The organism is Paenibacillus zeisoli (assembly GCF_003994465.1).
Lineage (GTDB): Bacteria > Bacillota > Bacilli > Paenibacillales > Paenibacillaceae > Fontibacillus > Fontibacillus zeisoli.
Genome location: NZ_RZNX01000001.1, coordinates 466,813 through 482,456 on the forward strand (window position 1 = coordinate 466,813; position 15,644 = coordinate 482,456).

At 47.9% G+C, this 15,644-nt stretch carries 11 protein-coding genes and 2 pseudogenes; 11 read left to right on the forward strand and 2 right to left on the reverse strand.

Annotated elements, in window-relative coordinates; all coding sequences use genetic code 11:
* The first annotated feature begins 18 nt into the window (after positions 1–18).
* The 4 genes from EJP77_RS02175 to EJP77_RS02190 all read left to right on the forward strand — a co-directional run bounded on the left by EJP77_RS02175 (position 19) and on the right by EJP77_RS02190 (position 4,335).
* A complete protein-coding gene (locus EJP77_RS02175; RefSeq protein ID WP_127197539.1) occupies positions 19–969 on the forward strand; it encodes an ABC transporter permease in 951 nt (316 codons plus the stop codon).
* Positions 970–980: 11 nt separating this feature from the next.
* Positions 981–1,949, forward strand: a complete 969-nt coding sequence (gene opp4C / locus EJP77_RS02180; protein ID WP_246021633.1) for an oligopeptide ABC transporter permease — start codon at positions 981–983, stop codon at positions 1,947–1,949.
* 63 nt (positions 1,950–2,012) lie between these two features.
* Positions 2,013–3,671, forward strand: coding sequence for an ABC transporter substrate-binding protein (locus EJP77_RS02185; RefSeq protein WP_246021634.1), 1,659 nt, complete (start codon positions 2,013–2,015; stop codon positions 3,669–3,671).
* 16 nt (positions 3,672–3,687) lie between these two features.
* Positions 3,688–4,335, forward strand: coding sequence for an SDR family NAD(P)-dependent oxidoreductase (locus EJP77_RS02190; RefSeq protein WP_127197540.1), 648 nt, complete (start codon positions 3,688–3,690; stop codon positions 4,333–4,335).
* A gap of 788 nt (positions 4,336–5,123) precedes the next feature.
* On the opposite strand, the pseudogene pdxR (EJP77_RS02195) reads toward EJP77_RS02190, so the two are convergent.
* Positions 5,124–6,542, reverse strand: a pseudogene (gene pdxR / locus EJP77_RS02195) (MocR-like pyridoxine biosynthesis transcription factor PdxR).
* A gap of 247 nt (positions 6,543–6,789) precedes the next feature.
* Here pdxR (EJP77_RS02195) and EJP77_RS02200 point away from each other — a divergent pair.
* The 4 genes from EJP77_RS02200 to EJP77_RS02215 all read left to right on the forward strand — a co-directional run bounded on the left by EJP77_RS02200 (position 6,790) and on the right by EJP77_RS02215 (position 10,749).
* Positions 6,790–7,473 (forward strand): MOSC domain-containing protein, encoded by a 684-nt coding sequence (locus EJP77_RS02200; protein ID WP_127197541.1) that lies wholly within the window; start codon positions 6,790–6,792, stop codon positions 7,471–7,473.
* A 69-nt stretch (positions 7,474–7,542) separates the two neighbouring features.
* Complete coding sequence (locus EJP77_RS02205) at positions 7,543–8,226, forward strand: YggS family pyridoxal phosphate-dependent enzyme (protein ID WP_127197542.1); 684 nt, start codon at positions 7,543–7,545, stop codon at positions 8,224–8,226.
* 421 nt (positions 8,227–8,647) lie between these two features.
* Complete coding sequence (pdxS, locus tag EJP77_RS02210; RefSeq protein WP_127198268.1) at positions 8,648–9,529, forward strand: pyridoxal 5'-phosphate synthase lyase subunit PdxS; 882 nt, start codon at positions 8,648–8,650, stop codon at positions 9,527–9,529.
* A 2-nt stretch (positions 9,530–9,531) separates the two neighbouring features.
* Entirely contained in the window at positions 9,532–10,749 is a 1,218-nt protein-coding gene (locus EJP77_RS02215) for an acetylornithine transaminase (RefSeq protein ID WP_425464218.1), read from the forward strand.
* A 17-nt stretch (positions 10,750–10,766) separates the two neighbouring features.
* Here the strand turns inward: EJP77_RS02215 and pdxR (EJP77_RS02220) are convergent, their stop codons facing one another.
* The gene (gene pdxR / locus EJP77_RS02220; protein WP_127197543.1) at positions 10,767–12,203 is read right to left on the reverse strand and encodes a MocR-like pyridoxine biosynthesis transcription factor PdxR; all 1,437 of its coding nucleotides are present in this window, start codon (positions 12,201–12,203) and stop codon (positions 10,767–10,769) included.
* Between the two features lie 141 nt (positions 12,204–12,344).
* On the opposite strand from pdxR (EJP77_RS02220), the gene EJP77_RS02225 reads away from it, so the two are divergent.
* The 3 genes and pseudogenes from EJP77_RS02225 to EJP77_RS02235 form a co-directional block, all read left to right on the forward strand.
* On the forward strand, positions 12,345–13,595 hold the full coding sequence (locus tag EJP77_RS02225; RefSeq protein WP_127197544.1) for a serine hydroxymethyltransferase: 1,251 nt from the start codon (positions 12,345–12,347) through the stop codon (positions 13,593–13,595).
* Between the two features lie 3 nt (positions 13,596–13,598).
* Entirely contained in the window at positions 13,599–14,684 is a 1,086-nt protein-coding gene (serC, locus tag EJP77_RS02230; protein WP_127197545.1) for a 3-phosphoserine/phosphohydroxythreonine transaminase, read from the forward strand.
* 79 nt (positions 14,685–14,763) lie between these two features.
* Positions 14,764–15,474 (forward strand): annotated as a pseudogene (locus EJP77_RS02235) (aminotransferase class I/II-fold pyridoxal phosphate-dependent enzyme); the annotation flags it as partial.
* Positions 15,475–15,644 lie beyond the last annotated feature (170 nt).

The window sequence follows — 15,644 nt, forward strand, 5'->3', positions numbered from 1 at the left end:
GAGGATTGCGAATAACGCATGCTGTTCTATTTAACTCGAAGACTGCTCATCTCATTTCCGGTGCTACTAGGCATTACGGTTATCAGCTTTATCATCATGAAGCTCGCGCCCGGTAATCCCGTCGATATGCTGATCGATCCGAATACGCCACCTGAACTGCTGGACGCGAAGAGAGAGATGCTTGGCCTGAACAGTTCCTTACCCGTCCAATATTGGCATTGGCTGAAAGGGCTTTTGCATGGACAGCTTGGCTATTCCTTCAGTTCATACGCTCCTGTTGCGGGCATGATTGGTCAGCGAATCGGACCTACGCTGCTGCTTGCCCTTACGGCATTGCTAACAGGGCTGCTTACTGCGATCCCGCTCGGTATTGCAAGTGCGGTGCGGCACAATAAAGCATTCGACCATACGATGACTGGCCTGGCATTCATCGGCTTATCGATACCACCATTTTTCCTGGGTCTAAGCTTGATCTATGTGTTCGCATTGAAGTTACATTGGCTGCCGACAGGAGGGATGAGCACGCTCGGCAGAGGGGGCGGCTTCAGCGATACATTGCATCATCTGATTCTGCCGGCCACTGTACTTGCTATCGGCATCGTCGGGAAAAAGATCCGTTATATCCGTGCAAGCATGCTGGATGTGCTTAGTCAGGAATATTTGAGAACTGCACGAGCGAAGGGCGTCAAGGAATCGATGGTGGTCTACAAGCATGCGCTGCGTAATGCACTGCTGCCGATTCTCACCGTATTCGGAACCGAAATTCCTGTTCTGTTGGGAGGAAGCATTCTAGTCGAGCAGATCTTTCAATGGCCAGGTATTGGTCAGTTGACTATGCAATCGATTCTATCGCGTGATTATCCCACATTGATGGCGCTTAATCTCGTCGCTGCGATCGTTGTCATGACCTCTAATCTCATAACCGACATTCTCTATTCGTTCGCTGATCCGCGAATCCAGTACAGATGAGGAAGGTGCTTATGCGTGTAAATGAAATGGAACCTCAGGATACTGCATTCGTGCCTGCCGATTCGTTACCTGCAGCCTACGCGCATCAGCAGCAGGATACGAGAAAGGAATGGGATACGAATGAGTTGGAATCGATACCAACTGCTGGATTGTTCCGACAGGTTGCAGGCCGGTTCATGAAGCATCGGCTTGCCGTAATTGGTCTGGTTGTTACGTTTCTTTTGTTGATAACCGGTTTGCTCGCACCCCTATTAACGCCGCATTCACCGTATGCGGTAACAACGTCTTTCTCCGCTGCGCCATCCGGCGATCATTGGCTCGGCACGGACCAAGTGGGTCGAGATGTACTGAGCCGTCTGATCATAGCTGCTCGCGTCTCATTGATCGTTGGTTTCTCGACTGTCGGCCTATATGTCTTGTTCGGCACATTGGTCGGACTAATTTCGGCCTATGTCGGCGGTTGGCTGGATATGATCGTCATGCGGGTAACAGATATGTTCATGGCTTTCCCGTTCCTGATGGTCATTCTGGTCGTCGTGAGTGCGCTCGGTGCTAGCCTGAAGACCATTATCGTAGTCTTGGCGCTGTTCTCTTGGCCTGCGGTTGCAAGACTCGTCAGAAGCAGCGTCCTATCTCTGAAGGAGCTGGATTATATTAAAGCTGGCCGTGCTCTGGGCTACAGTGCACCGCGCATTTGGTTCCGGCACCTGCTTCCGAACGCAATTGGTCCAATTATCGTCAACGCAACGTTCGGCATCGCAAGTGCGATTATGAGCGAAGCGGGTCTCAGTTTTCTCGGCATGGGTGTTCAGCCGCCTACAGCCAGCTGGGGCAATATGCTAAGTGACGCGCAATCGCTAACGGTATTGACCGACCAGCCTTGGCTGTGGGTTCCCGCAGGAACGATGCTATTAATTACGGTGCTGGCAATTAATTTCGTTGGTGACGGACTGCGTGATGCGCTCGATCCGAAGAGTTGATTTTGTTAAAAAGGTAGTCTCGCAACCGCTTCTCATTCTAATTTATCCAAGGAGGAATACCATTTGAAATCATCGTTGCGGTTCATTACATTCACGCTACTTGCTGTACTGCTAGTGCTCTTGTCGGCTTGTACTTCAGCTCAGAATTCCAGCACAGATTCAACGAAGGCTGCTGACACTACAAATACCGATAAAACCACTGCGGCATCTGTGAAAGAGAAAGTTGTTACGATCGGCATCGTGAACTCTCCGCCAACCCTTAACCAAATCAACGACCAAGGGGATTCTGCAACCCGGACGGTGCTGCCTCTTATTAACGACTCACTTCTCGATATCAATACGTCGTTTGAGTTTCTACCGAAGCTTGCCGATTCCGTAGAGACGACAGACAATCAGAACTATGTTGTAAAGCTGAATCCGAATGCCAAGTGGAATGACGACCAGCCGTTCACGACTGCCGATGTACGTTTCACGCTCCTTACGGCACTTAATCCAAAGGTAGAGAGCTCGTTTCGTCTGAGCTTCATCGATGGGACGAACGACGCTGGAAAGCTGGAAGAGGGTCAGACAGAGCTGTCGGGTCTTAAAATCGTAGATAAGCATACGTTCAAAGTGAAGACGAAGACGCCAATCGATCCGAATATTTTCAAGGAGACGTTCGCAACGAAGGTATACTTCATTCCGGAGCATGTGTTGAAAGACGTTGTTCCCGATCAGCTAGCGACGAACCCGTATTTTCAGAAACCGGAAGTTACGATCGGCGCCTTCAAGTTTGCGGACTTCAAGAAGGATCAATATACGGAGGTCGTCCGCAACGACAATTACTATCGCCCAGTCGCGAAGCTAGACAAAATTTACGTCAAGGTGCTGCCAGCGACGAATCTCATTGCACAGCTGCAGACAGGTGACATCCAGATGAACTCACTGCCGGTTGGACTCATCCCGATTACCGATTATGACAAGCTGAAAGCATTGCCGAACCTGAATGTTGACTCGAGCGGTCCATCAGAGCCAGCGGAGCTGTTCTTCAACAATAAGACGATTAATGATGTTAAAGTTCGCCAAGCGATTGCATATGCGCTGAATCGTCAGCTCATCGTCGATCAGCTGTTCAAGGGGCAAGCGGAGGTGATCGACGGAAGTGTGCCAAGCGACAACCTTTATTACAACAAGGATATTCAGCTCTTCACATACGATCCGGACAAGGCGAAGGCGCTGCTTAAGGAAGCTGGATGGGACACCAACAAGACGCTGCGGTTCCTCGTGCCTGCAGGCAACAAGATTCGCGAACAAGCATCGGACATTCTCGTTCAGAACTTGAAGGACGTAGGTATCAATGTCGAGGTGCAAAAATTCGACTTCAGCACGCTCATTCAGAAGGTAGACAAGGGAGAGTATGATCTTACGATTTTCAATCGGGATTACTACATTGAGCCTAGCAACTACTTCTCGCTGTTCAAGGGCGATAATGCAAACAACTTTATTTTCTATCATAATCCAAAGGCCGATGAGTTCATCTCGCAAGGGGCGACCGAGTCTGACCCAGCCAAACGGCACGACATCTACAATAAGCTGCAGCAAATTCTGCACGACGATCTCCCGACGCTCAGCATCTACTCGGAGAAACGACTCCAGGCAGTATCAAATGTCGTGGTAGGCGGCAAGCCGCTTAACCTAGGCGCGTTCAATAATGTAAATGAGTGGGATTTGAAAACCAATTAATCAAGGAGCGATTCCAATGAGCAAAAATCTCGTTATTGTCGGTGCAGGTCCAGGCGTTAGTGCAGCAGTGGCACGTAAATTTGGTTCGAACGGCTTCCGAGTTGTACTCGTCGCCCGTAATCCATTATCGCTGGAGGTGCTCGCGAACGAGCTTCGCGACCAATCGATTGAAGCCTACACAGTAGCAGCCGATGCATCTAAACCGGAGTCGATTTCGGAGGCGTTCCAGACGATCCGTGAGCAGCATGGAACACCAGATGTGCTGCTGTATAACGCAGCGTTTATCTCTAAAGCCGCTATCTCGACATTAGAAGAGCAGCAGCTGATCGACGAATTCAAAGTGAATGTTGTAGGAGCACTGTCGAGTGTGAAAGAGGTTATTCCAGCATTCCGCGAACGCAAAGAAGGAACGATTCTGATTACGGGCGGTGGCTTCGCACTCTCGCCAAGTCCGGATTACGCATCCTTGTCGATTGGCAAAGCTGGAGTACGCTCGCTTGCATTATCGCTTGCCCAAGAATTGCAGCCTGACAACATTTATGTTGGCACGGTTACGATTGGCGGCTATGTTACGAAAGGTACCGCTTATGATCCAGATGCAATAGCTGAGAAGTATTGGGAGCTGTATCAGAAGCGCGATCAGGCGGAATTCGTATACGCATGATGAGATAGCGCCAGCTGGATGAGAGGGGAGAGTGAACTCTGGAGCAGTGGAAACTAAATCTATAGCATCCTGTGGATCGGCTTGTTTCTTAATCATATGGCTTACACACTGTCCGTTCCGTTCTTCCCCTTATTTCTGCATTAGGAGCTTGGGATAAATAGCGGCTTTGGAGGCGTGGTCTGGCGTATCGATATCGATGTGGAGGTTGTGAAGGGCTTATAGGACTCATAGGAGGACGATGGAACTAAGCCAGTATGTATGTACTGAACAAAGGGAAACTTTAGCACAACAAGACACACAGCAGCCGGTCAAAGCCGGCTTTTTTGTGCCTGGTCGACCAGAGGAGAAACATATATTTTAAATGTGAAAAACAATAGCCTTTTAATGTATGACACTAAATGGCGAGAGACGAAAATATGGTCGCATTGAAGTCGCTATTTTAGCGGCTTTTTTATTTTATCGGTACAAGTTCTTGTCCCTAGCCAAGGACAAGAACTTGTACCGATTACCGGAATGGACAAGAATAAGTCCGATTACTGATTAGATGTTTATCTAAACGCAGCATCCAGCGACATACGATACACTCTTTAAAAATGGTACAGCCTAAGAAATTGACCCATCCGATCCAACAACGTAAATTTTTTCCGTATTATGATACGGGTGCGTGCATTGATTGAACCCCGTCTTCTTCCCCGATCGCATCGATCAGCATTTTACGCTTGGTGGGTTTACACAAAATTATTGACAGACCCTTACATCACAGGATGATGTGTTCTATCCAGAGCATGCTACAAGACCGTTTCAGCAAGTCGATACATCCCTTCCTCAATAAGCCTTTCGTCTACCTTGGCAAAGCCCAATACCCATCCTTTACGTCTACTCTCCAAACAATAGGAATGAAGCTGGTGTACCCGAACTCCGCCCTGAAGCGCCCGAAGGGTCATCGTATCCTCGTCAAACGATTCATCCGCTTCCAATAGTACATGCAAGCCGGTTTCAATCCCTTGCAACGTGAACTTGTTTCCGAGACCACTGGCGGTAATCGCCTTTTGCATGACTTCATGACGACGTCTATAAATATTTCTGGCTCGTCGCATAAGGCGCATAAAATACCCATGCTCGATGAAATGTGCAAGTGCCACTTGTTCCATGATCGGGAGGTGGCGATAGGTGAACGCTTGCACGCGAGCCAGTTGTGCAATAGCTTCGGCAGGTCCAACAATTGCGGATATGCGAATGCCCGGCATGGTCAATTTCGAGAAACTCATTAAATAGAGACAATTTTGTGGAAGTTGGCTAAATAAAGTGAGCATCGGATCTCCACGGTACCGGAATTCACTGTCATAATCATCCTCGACAATCCATGCACGTTGCTGAGCGGCTCTATGCAAAAGCTGTTGCCTGCGTGGTTCTGATAACATTACACCTACGGCACACTGATGAGCAGGGGTCACAAGTATGAGCTTCGCTTCAGCGGGCACCTTCTCTATGACAAGGCCGTGCTCATCAACAGGAACTGGAGTAACCTTCATTTGCCGGTATTTCATCGTCATCCAAGCAACGGGATAGCCTGGGTCCTCGACGGTTACGATATCTCCTTTGGTCAAAAGTGTTTGTGCGATGAGATCAATACTCTGCTGGGCTCCGGATGTTAGCAAGATTTGATCCGTTTGTACATGAATCCCGCGTTCTAGCGATAAATATCGTTGGATTTGTCGGCGTAAACGCTCAAAGCCATAAGCATCTCCGTAAAACCAGGAAGAAACATTGAATTGGGAAGAGGCATTCAAATACGATTTGCGCCACGCTTTTAACAACTGCGTATCTACAAAAGGTTGATAGGGACTAAAATCAATGACCGATTCCTGATTATCCTTACTTCTAAACCAGTGTTGGGACTGTTCGACTAGCAACGGCAGTTCAGGAAGCTGTGGCGGATCAAGCGAGGGAGCACATTTGGCAATGATCTGAATCCAATCATTAACGCGTGTCCCCCCGCGTCCTGATGTTACCGTATAACCACGGGTTAGCAGTTCATCATACACAATTTGGATGGTGGAGCGGGACACTCCCAACTGCTGAGCGAGCTCTCGAGTGGGCATCAAGAGCTGTCCTGGCTTCTAGACACCATTGGTAATATGATCGATGGCTTGACCGAGCAATTGCTGCCATAGGGGTCTTTTATCGTCCCTGTTTACTTCCAGCAATTTGATCCCCCCGTATAGAATGAAGTGAATTCATACCTCTTTTGGATTGCTTAGATACAGACATATTGGACGTATGTAACCAATCCACTTATTGATATACTAGCATAGTGTTTTTCTTCTTTGCAATGCTGTACGGTTTTCGCATTGTGAACGGTCTATGGAGATTCACCGTGAACCAATGCAGGAACGCGGTATATAGTCACATCAGCAAACTTGTTGATTAAAATCTTTGAGCGAGGTGATTTAAATGGCATCTATCGAAATTCTTTCACTAAATGTGGGCATGCCAAGGGAGGTCCAGTTTCAGCAGAAGGACGTTTCCACAGGGATATTCAAAACGGCTACAGACGAAACTTTATATCTATCTTATCTAAACTTTGAAGGGGATGGGCAAGCGGATCTTGTTCATCATGGAGGCAAGGAGAAGGCTGTATGTGTCTATCCTCACGAACATTATCCATTTTGGGAGAATGAATTGAAAAGACCGTTAGAGTGCGGCGCCTTAGGGGAAAATTTAACGATAAGAGGTTTGTTGGAAACTGATGTCTGCATAGGGGACGTATTTGAGCTTGGTAAAGCAATCGTTCAAGTTAGTCAGCCAAGACAGCCTTGTTACAAGTTGACGATCAGGCACGGTGTACCGGATATGCTCTTAAAGGTACAACAAACGGGCTACACGGGATTTTACTTCCGCGTTCTGGAAGAGGGGGTTGTCTCTAAAGACGACGGACTATCGCTTCTTCATCGTCATCCTAAGGAAATTACAGTTTCATTTGCCAATCGGATTATGCACCGAGAGAAGGATAATATCGAGGGCATCAAACAAGTCCTCGAAGTGGAAGAATTGTCCTTGAATTGGAGAAATACGTTTCTTAAACGTTTGACGGGAACAGAGACGGATTCTCGAGAAAGACTGACCGGCAACACGTAAGGCAATGAATCTGGAATGTCGTATCGGAAGTTTTGAGAGGAACAAGCAATTCGTAAGAGGAGTGATCCAATGAATCTGCAAGATCGTCTGTCCATGGTCGAACATCGCATCCGCGAAGCTTGCGAGCGATGCGGTAGAAGCGAAGAGGAGATCCAGATCATAGCTGTAACGAAATATACGACGATGAAAACCGTGGAGCAAGTATTGTTATCTGGTATAGGCCATGTCGGGGAAAGCCGTACGCAAGAAGCTCAGTCTAAATATGAGACCTTCCATCCACTAGGAACGTGGCATTTTATCGGTCATTTGCAAACTAATAAAGTAAAAGATGTTATCGGTAAATTCGAGTATATACATTCATTAGACCGCTTATCTTTAATGAAAGAAATAGAGAAGAAGGCTGCTGATTTGAATGCCGTCGTAAATTGTTTTATTCAGGTTAACGTTTCGGGGGAGAAGAGCAAACAAGGGCTTTCTCCGGAAGCTTTATTTTCATTTGCGCAGGAAGTTTCGCGGATGAAACAGATTCGAGTCGTGGGGCTGATGACGATGGCCCCGTACGAGCTTGATGCTGAAGCGACTAGACCGGTTTTTAGAGAATTGAGACGATTACGCGATGAACTTAATGCAAAAGATATTTTTTCCTATCCCGTGCAACATCTTTCTATGGGGATGTCCAATGATTTCGAAGTTGCGATCGAAGAAGGGGCTACCTGGTTGAGGCTTGGATCGGTATTAGTTGGAGAGAAATGATTCAGGGAGTGGATGGAATATGGATTTGAAATAGACTACCAATCTAAATCGATTGATCTACCGGGTATTGCTGACGAGATAGCTTATCAAAACCGCCTTTCACCAAGGCGGTTTTATTTTGGTCAATTATCAACATTAGAATTTATGGGATAACAGGACTTGAAAATCAACTTTGTTTATGGATTGCTCAATTACACCATTTTTGGATATATAGATACAAACCATAATTTGATAAACTGACGTTGTGTTTCACTAATACGCATGGGTATACAGACACAAACCCGCATTTCCTATCGAGTTATGGTGTCAGATCAGCAGCTAATATGACCTTGCTTGGTGTCGGCGGCACTTTTTGGAGACTTGTCGCAGGGTTAGCTGCCCATGTATAAGAACAACAGGAGGCGAGAATATGCACACGAACATGAATACAGGTACAGAGCGGGTAAAGAGAGGGATGGCGGAAATGCAAAAAGGCGGCGTCATCATGGACGTGATGAATGCCGAGCAGGCCAAGATTGCGGAAGCGGCCGGAGCAACAGCCGTTATGGCACTTGAGCGTGTGCCTTCCGATATCCGCACAGCTGGCGGAGTAGCCCGCATGGCTGATCCAACCATTGTGGAAGAGGTCATGAAGGTTGTATCGATACCGGTGATGGCCAAAGCTCGCATCGGACATTATGTAGAAGCCAAAGTACTCGAATCGTTAGGCGTAGATTATATTGACGAGAGCGAAGTGCTGACACCTGCAGACGAGGTGTTCCATATTAGCAAAAGCGAATTCACCGTTCCTTTTGTCTGCGGTGCCAGAGATCTTGGCGAAGCACTGCGCCGCATTCAGGAAGGAGCCGCCATGCTTCGCACGAAGGGCGAACCAGGGACAGGCAACATTGTGGAAGCGGTACGTCACATGCGCTTGATCAATGGTCAGATTCGCAAAGTGCAAGGTCTATCTAAAGACGAATTGTACCACGAAGCGAAGTTGCACGGCGTGTCATATGATCTGCTGTTGCAGGTTCACGAATCCGGCAAGCTGCCGGTTGTCAACTTTGCGGCAGGTGGGGTGGCTACGCCAGCCGATGCAGCCCTAATGATGCATCTGGGCGCGGACGGCGTCTTTGTAGGATCGGGTATTTTTAAGTCGGATAGCCCCGAAAAGTTTGCACTCGCGATTGTTGAAGCCACGACACACTACGAAGATTATGTATTACTTGCAGACGTTTCGAAAAACTTGGGAACGCCAATGAAAGGAATTGAAATATCCAGTTTGCGGGAGCATGAACGGATGCAGGAACGCGGTCAGTAACAGTGTATAAGAAAGCGGTGGTTAATCTGAAAAAGAGTTATTTATTTCCTACCTATAATAAGTTCCCGCTCACACTGGTGAGAGGACATCAAACCACCTTGTGGGATGATGAAGGGGAATCGTATTTGGACTTTATGGCTGGACTTGCCGTTTGTAATTTGGGTCATGTTCCGGAGCGGGTAAAAACACGGATTCAAGAGCAACTGGAGCAATTATGGCATGTATCCAATTTGTTTCATATCCCGATTCAGGAAGAGTTTGCCGAGAAGCTTGTGACAATCAGCTGTGCGGAACTTGTGTTTTTCTGCAATAGCGGCGCTGAGGCAAACGAAGCGGCGATCAAATGCGCTCGCCGGTATCACCAGCGCGTGCTGGGAAATAATCGCTACGAGATTATTACGTTTGAACAATCGTTCCATGGCCGTACAATGACTACTTTGACAGCAACCGGACAAGAAAAGGTTAAGGATGGGTTTCTTCCTTTGCCGGAAGGGTTTGTGCATGCTCGCTTTAACGATATTCAGAGCGTAAGAAACAGCATTACGAACAAAACGGCAGCTGTCATGCTCGAACTGGTGCAGGGAGAGAGCGGCGTTCATCTTGCCGAACCCAAATTCGTATTTGAGCTGACTAAGCTATGCAAAGAGGAAGGAATTCTTATGATCGTCGATGAAGTGCAAACCGGAATCGGGAGAACGGGAAGCCTGTTCGCCTATGAGCAGTATGGCATCGATCCGGATATGATCACACTGGCGAAGGGATTGGCCAGCGGTTTGCCGATCGGGGCGATGCTGGGGAAGGAGAAGCTAAAAGAGGCCTTTTCAGTCGGCAGCCACGCTTCCACGTTTGGCGGTTCGCCTCTTCCTATGGCAGCAGGGCTGGCAACGATTGAAATATTGCTGGAGGACGGATTGTCAAAGCAAGCGCAACAGACGGGAGCATATGCGCTGGATAAGCTGCGCAAGGAATTGAAAGCTTATCCAGTCATCCGTGCCGTTCGAGGACTAGGACTGTTGATAGGCATTGAATTTGCCGAAGCTGTTGCGCCTATCATTCAGAAGCTGCACCAGAATGGACTGCTTGTTCTAGCGGGAGGAACCCACGTCATCCGTTTTATGCCAAGCTTGTACGTAACTTTCGATGAGATCGATCAAGCGATCGACATTTTGAACAAGGTGCTGAAAGAACGTAATGGCAGCGCAAGCGGGGCTGCCATATAAGCAAGCCTCTGGCAGGGCTACTTGTGCAAAAGGATCTCTGCCAGACGCTCAATCCCTTCTTTAATGGCGGCTTCGTCAACTTTAGCGAAACCCAGTACCCAGCCTTTTCGCTTGCTTTCCAAACCATACTGGCTGAGCGGATAGATGCGGATTCCTCTTTGCAGCGCAAGGCTCGTCACGGTTACCTCGTCAAACGATGGCTCAGCTTCAAGCAGCATATGCAGCCCTGTTTCTGCGCCGCTTAACGTGAAGCGTTCGCTCAAACTTGTCGCGAAGATGGCTTTCGTCATGGCTGCGTGTCTTCGCCGGTATATATTCCGCACTTTTCTCATATGGCGCATGAAGTGACCGTGTTCGATAAAATGGGTGAGCGTTATTTGCTCCATAATCGGAAGATGACGATAGGTTAGTTCATGGATGCGAGCGAGCTGACGAATGGCTTCTTTGGGGCCAACGAGGGCCGACATCCGAATACCGGGAGCGATCATTTTGGAAAAACTCAACATATATAACGTGTTCTGAGGCCGCTGGCTGAACAAAGTGGGAAGCGGGTCGCCGCGATAGCGAAATTCACTGTCGTAATCATCCTCAACGATCCAAAATCGCTGATCCGCAGCCAAATGCAGCAATTGTTGCCTGCGAGGCTCCGACATAATAACGCCAACCGCGCACTGATGCGATGGCGTAACATACACAAGTCTGGATTCAGGGTGAATGCCGTCTACGCATAGCCCGTGCTCGTCGACCGGGACGGATACAACTTGCATACGTCGGTACTTCATCGCCATCCAGGCAGCAGGGAAGCCGGGATCTTCAACCGAAACGGTTGCTCCTTCATGCAGCAGGGATTGGGCGATTAAATCGAGGCTATGTTGTGCGCCTGAGGTCAGCAGAATTTGATCGACCTCCACATGAACGCCTCGTTCAAGCGACAAATAACGCTGAATCTGTTTTCGCAGCGGCAGATATCCATAGGCGTCACCGTAGGCCCAACTGTCCAGGTCTGTTTCTGTAGAAGCCTGCAAAAAGGATTGCCGCCAATTATTTAGAAAGTGGTCATCTAAATACGGTTCATGGGGACTGAAATCGATCTCATCTTTACCCTTTTCTTTGTTTCCGAACCAGCTATGCAAATGGCCGATGGCGGTGTTTAATAGCGGCAATTCTGGCGCAGCAGGCCCTAGGGCTGGCACCTCGTCTGCAGAATGGGGCTTATACGTCCATTCACTAACTCTTGTTCCGCCGCGGCGAGAGGTTACGGTGTATCCGCGACTGAATAGCTCCTCATACACACTTTGGATGGTTGAACGGGAAACTCCAATCAGTTGCGCGAGCTCGCGGGACGGGAGCAGCAATTCGCCAGGCGGCCATTTTCCGGTCGTAATATTGTGGATCGCTTGGTCAAGCAACTGCTGCCAAATGGGACGTTCATCATCTCGGTTCACTTTGAGCATCGGATTCACCTCCAATATTTATTTTGGAATTATGGATTGTTCAGATTAACGGTTTATGGATAGTTATTTATAATCCATTGATTGCTATACTATCATGAAAATCGTTGCTATTGCAACGCGTTGGTGGGAAGGAAGACGTCTATGAAATTATTGGAACAACAGGACAAAATCATTGCAAACGCCATTTGGCAAGAAGCAGCACGACAGCGAAATAAAATAGAGTTGATTGCTTCGGAAAATTTTGTGAGCCGAGCCGTTATGGAAGCAACGGGTACGGTACTGACCAATAAGTATGCCGAAGGATACCCGGGAAGAAGATATTATGGCGGTTGTGAATATGTGGATCGGGTCGAGGAACTGGCTATAGAGCGTGCGAAAACCCTATTTGGTGCAGAACATGTCAATGTGCAGCCTCACTCCGGCGCTCAGGCAAATATGGCGGTTTATTTTGCCTCCGTTGAACCGGGGGATACGATTCTAGGCATGAATTTATCTCATGGCGGCCATCTGACACATGGGAGCCCGGTTAATTTTTCCGGAAGATTCTACAATTTTGTGCCTTATGGTGTTGATGAAAAATCGGGTTGCATTGACATTGATCTTGTGCGACAACTTGCGCTTAAGCACCGCCCGCGTATGATCGTTGCTGGTGCCAGCGCTTATCCGCGGACGATCGATTTTGAGCCATTTGCTCAAATCGCAGCCGAAGTAGGAGCACTTTTCTTTGTAGATATGGCGCATATTGCAGGAATTGTCGCGGCAGGGTTCCATCCTAGCCCCATTCCGCACGCGCACTTTGTTACGACGACGACGCATAAAACGCTGCGAGGTCCAAGAGGCGGTATCATCATGTGCCGCAAGCCGTGGGCGCAAGCCATGGATAAAGCGATCTTTCCTGGAGTCCAAGGCGGTCCTCTTATGCATACCATCGCGGCAAAAGCGGTTGCGTTCGGCGAAGCGTTGCAACCGGAATTCAAATCTTATATCGAAAAAGTGCTGGATAACGCCAAAGTATTGGCTGAGGCATTATTAAATGAAGGGTTAACCGTTGTATCGGGAGGTACCGACAATCATATTATTTTGCTCGACCTGCGCCCGATCGGATTAACCGGGATAGAAGCTGAAAGCATACTTGATGAGGTGGGGATCACGGGGAATAAAAATGCGATTCCTCATGATACGGCAAGCCCGCTTGTGACGAGCGGCATTCGCTTCGGGACTCCAGCTATGACAACAAGAGGATTGGGACACCAAGAAATGAAAGAAATTGCCCGGCTTATTGGACTAACACTTAAAAATACTGAGAGTTCAGTCGCCAAGAAGCAAATTCGAAGAAGTGTGCAGGAAATCACGTCGCAATTCCCTTTATATGAAGGTCTACAGGAGGGATGAGCTATGGCTAATACCTATAATTTTAATGCCGGTCCGGGGGCGTTGCCGGCGGAAGTATTGCAGGAAGCGCAAGAAGATTTGCGAAATTTTCGAGGGATTGGCACATCCATTCTGGAAATCTCCCATCGAAGCAAAGCATACGAAGCCATTCATCATGAAGCACAACAGTTAATTAAAGAATTGATGGGCCTCTCTTCAGATTATGAGGTTTTATTTCTTCCCGGAGGGGCAAGCCTGCAATTTTCGATGGTGCCGATCAACTTTTTGACAGATGGAAAAGTTGCGGGGTATATACACTGCGGGACATGGTCGGGAAAAGCATGGCAAGAAGCGCAGAAAACAGGGCAGACCCTCGTGTTGGCAAGCGGGGAGAAACAAAATTTCAAACAGATGCCCGATCTAAGCAACTTGAATATTCCGAAGGAGATGGCGTATGTCCATCTCACATCCAACGAAACGATTGACGGCCTACAATGCCGAAGCTTCCCTGATACCGGACATGTCCCCTTAGTGGTGGATATGTCTAGCGATATTTTTTCCCGTCCCGTTGAAGCATCTGGGTTTTCATTGATATACGCAGGCGCTCAGAAAAATTTGGGACCTGCGGGCGTCACGATCGTCATTGTCCGACGCTCTTTGCTGGAGCGCATTCCGGAAGCGATTCCCGATATATTAAGTTATCGCACACATGTCAACCATCATTCGCTCTACAATACACCGCCAGTTTTTTCTGTATATATGGTGAACCTTGTGCTCAGGTGGATTATGAAACAAGGGGGCGTACAAGGGATGGCTGACCGCAACCAGCAGAAAGCGGATCTTCTTTATCATGTGCTCGACAACAGCGGCGGATTTTATAAAGGATTGGCTTATAAGGACAGCAGATCGATGATGAACGTTACCTTTCGTGCATCCAGTCCAGAAATTGAAAACAAGTTACTTGTTGAACTGGAGCAGGAAGGGTTCATGGGACTGAAAGGCCATCGGGATGCAGGACATTTGCGTGCTTCTATTTATAATGCAGTTCCTTATGATCATTGCAAAGCTTTAGCGGATTTTTTGTCTGATTTCCAAAAAAGGAACGGCTGAATATATAGGGTCTGGTTCAACTTTAAATTACAATATCTTTATCTTGCTATCTCGTTTTGAAAGGAATTGAACAACAATAATGGATCATCATCGTACACCATTGTTTACTGCCTTGCTCGAGCATGCGGATCGAAACCCGATTCCATTTCATATACCGGGCCATAAAAAAGGAGAAGGGATGGAAGCCGGGTTTAAAACATTTCTAGGCGAAAATGCCCTGTCCATTGACTTGATCAATATTGCGCCATTGGATGATTTGCACCAGCCTACTGGCGTGATTGACGAAGCCCAACGCTTGGCTGCCCATGCTTTTGACGCCGACTATACATTGTTTTCCGTGCAAGGAACGAGTAGTGCGATTATCACGATGATTACGTCTGTGTGTGGGCCGGGCGATAAAATTATTGTGCCGCGCAACCTACATAAGTCGATTTTATCTGCCATCATCTTTGCTGGAGCTAAACCTGTATTCGTCACACCCGAGAGAGACCGACGATGGGGGATCGATCATGGCGTTTCTGTTCGTTCAGTGAAGAAGGCGATTGAAAGACATACGGATGCCAAAGCGGTACTCGTGATCAATCCAACCTATTTCGGTGTATGTACCGATCTGAAAGCCATCGTTGATTTAGCTCATGATTACGGCATACCGGTACTTGTTGACGAGGCGCATGGGGCATTGCTCCACTTTAATAACATACTTCCGTTATCAGCTATGCAGGCTGGGGCAGATATGGCTGCAACAAGCATGCACAAGCTTGGCGGATCGTTGACACAAGGGTGGGCTCTATGTTTACAGCTTTTTTTTGCAGAGCAGGAGGTTGTTAACTACGATACCGCCAAACGTTCGAATATGCAGTTATTTAAAGCGTATTATGCAACCATGCTGGAGCTCGGTATTTTAACTGCCCCTACACCTTACGAGGTGAATTTCGTCTCGGCAGCTCATTCCGACGAGGA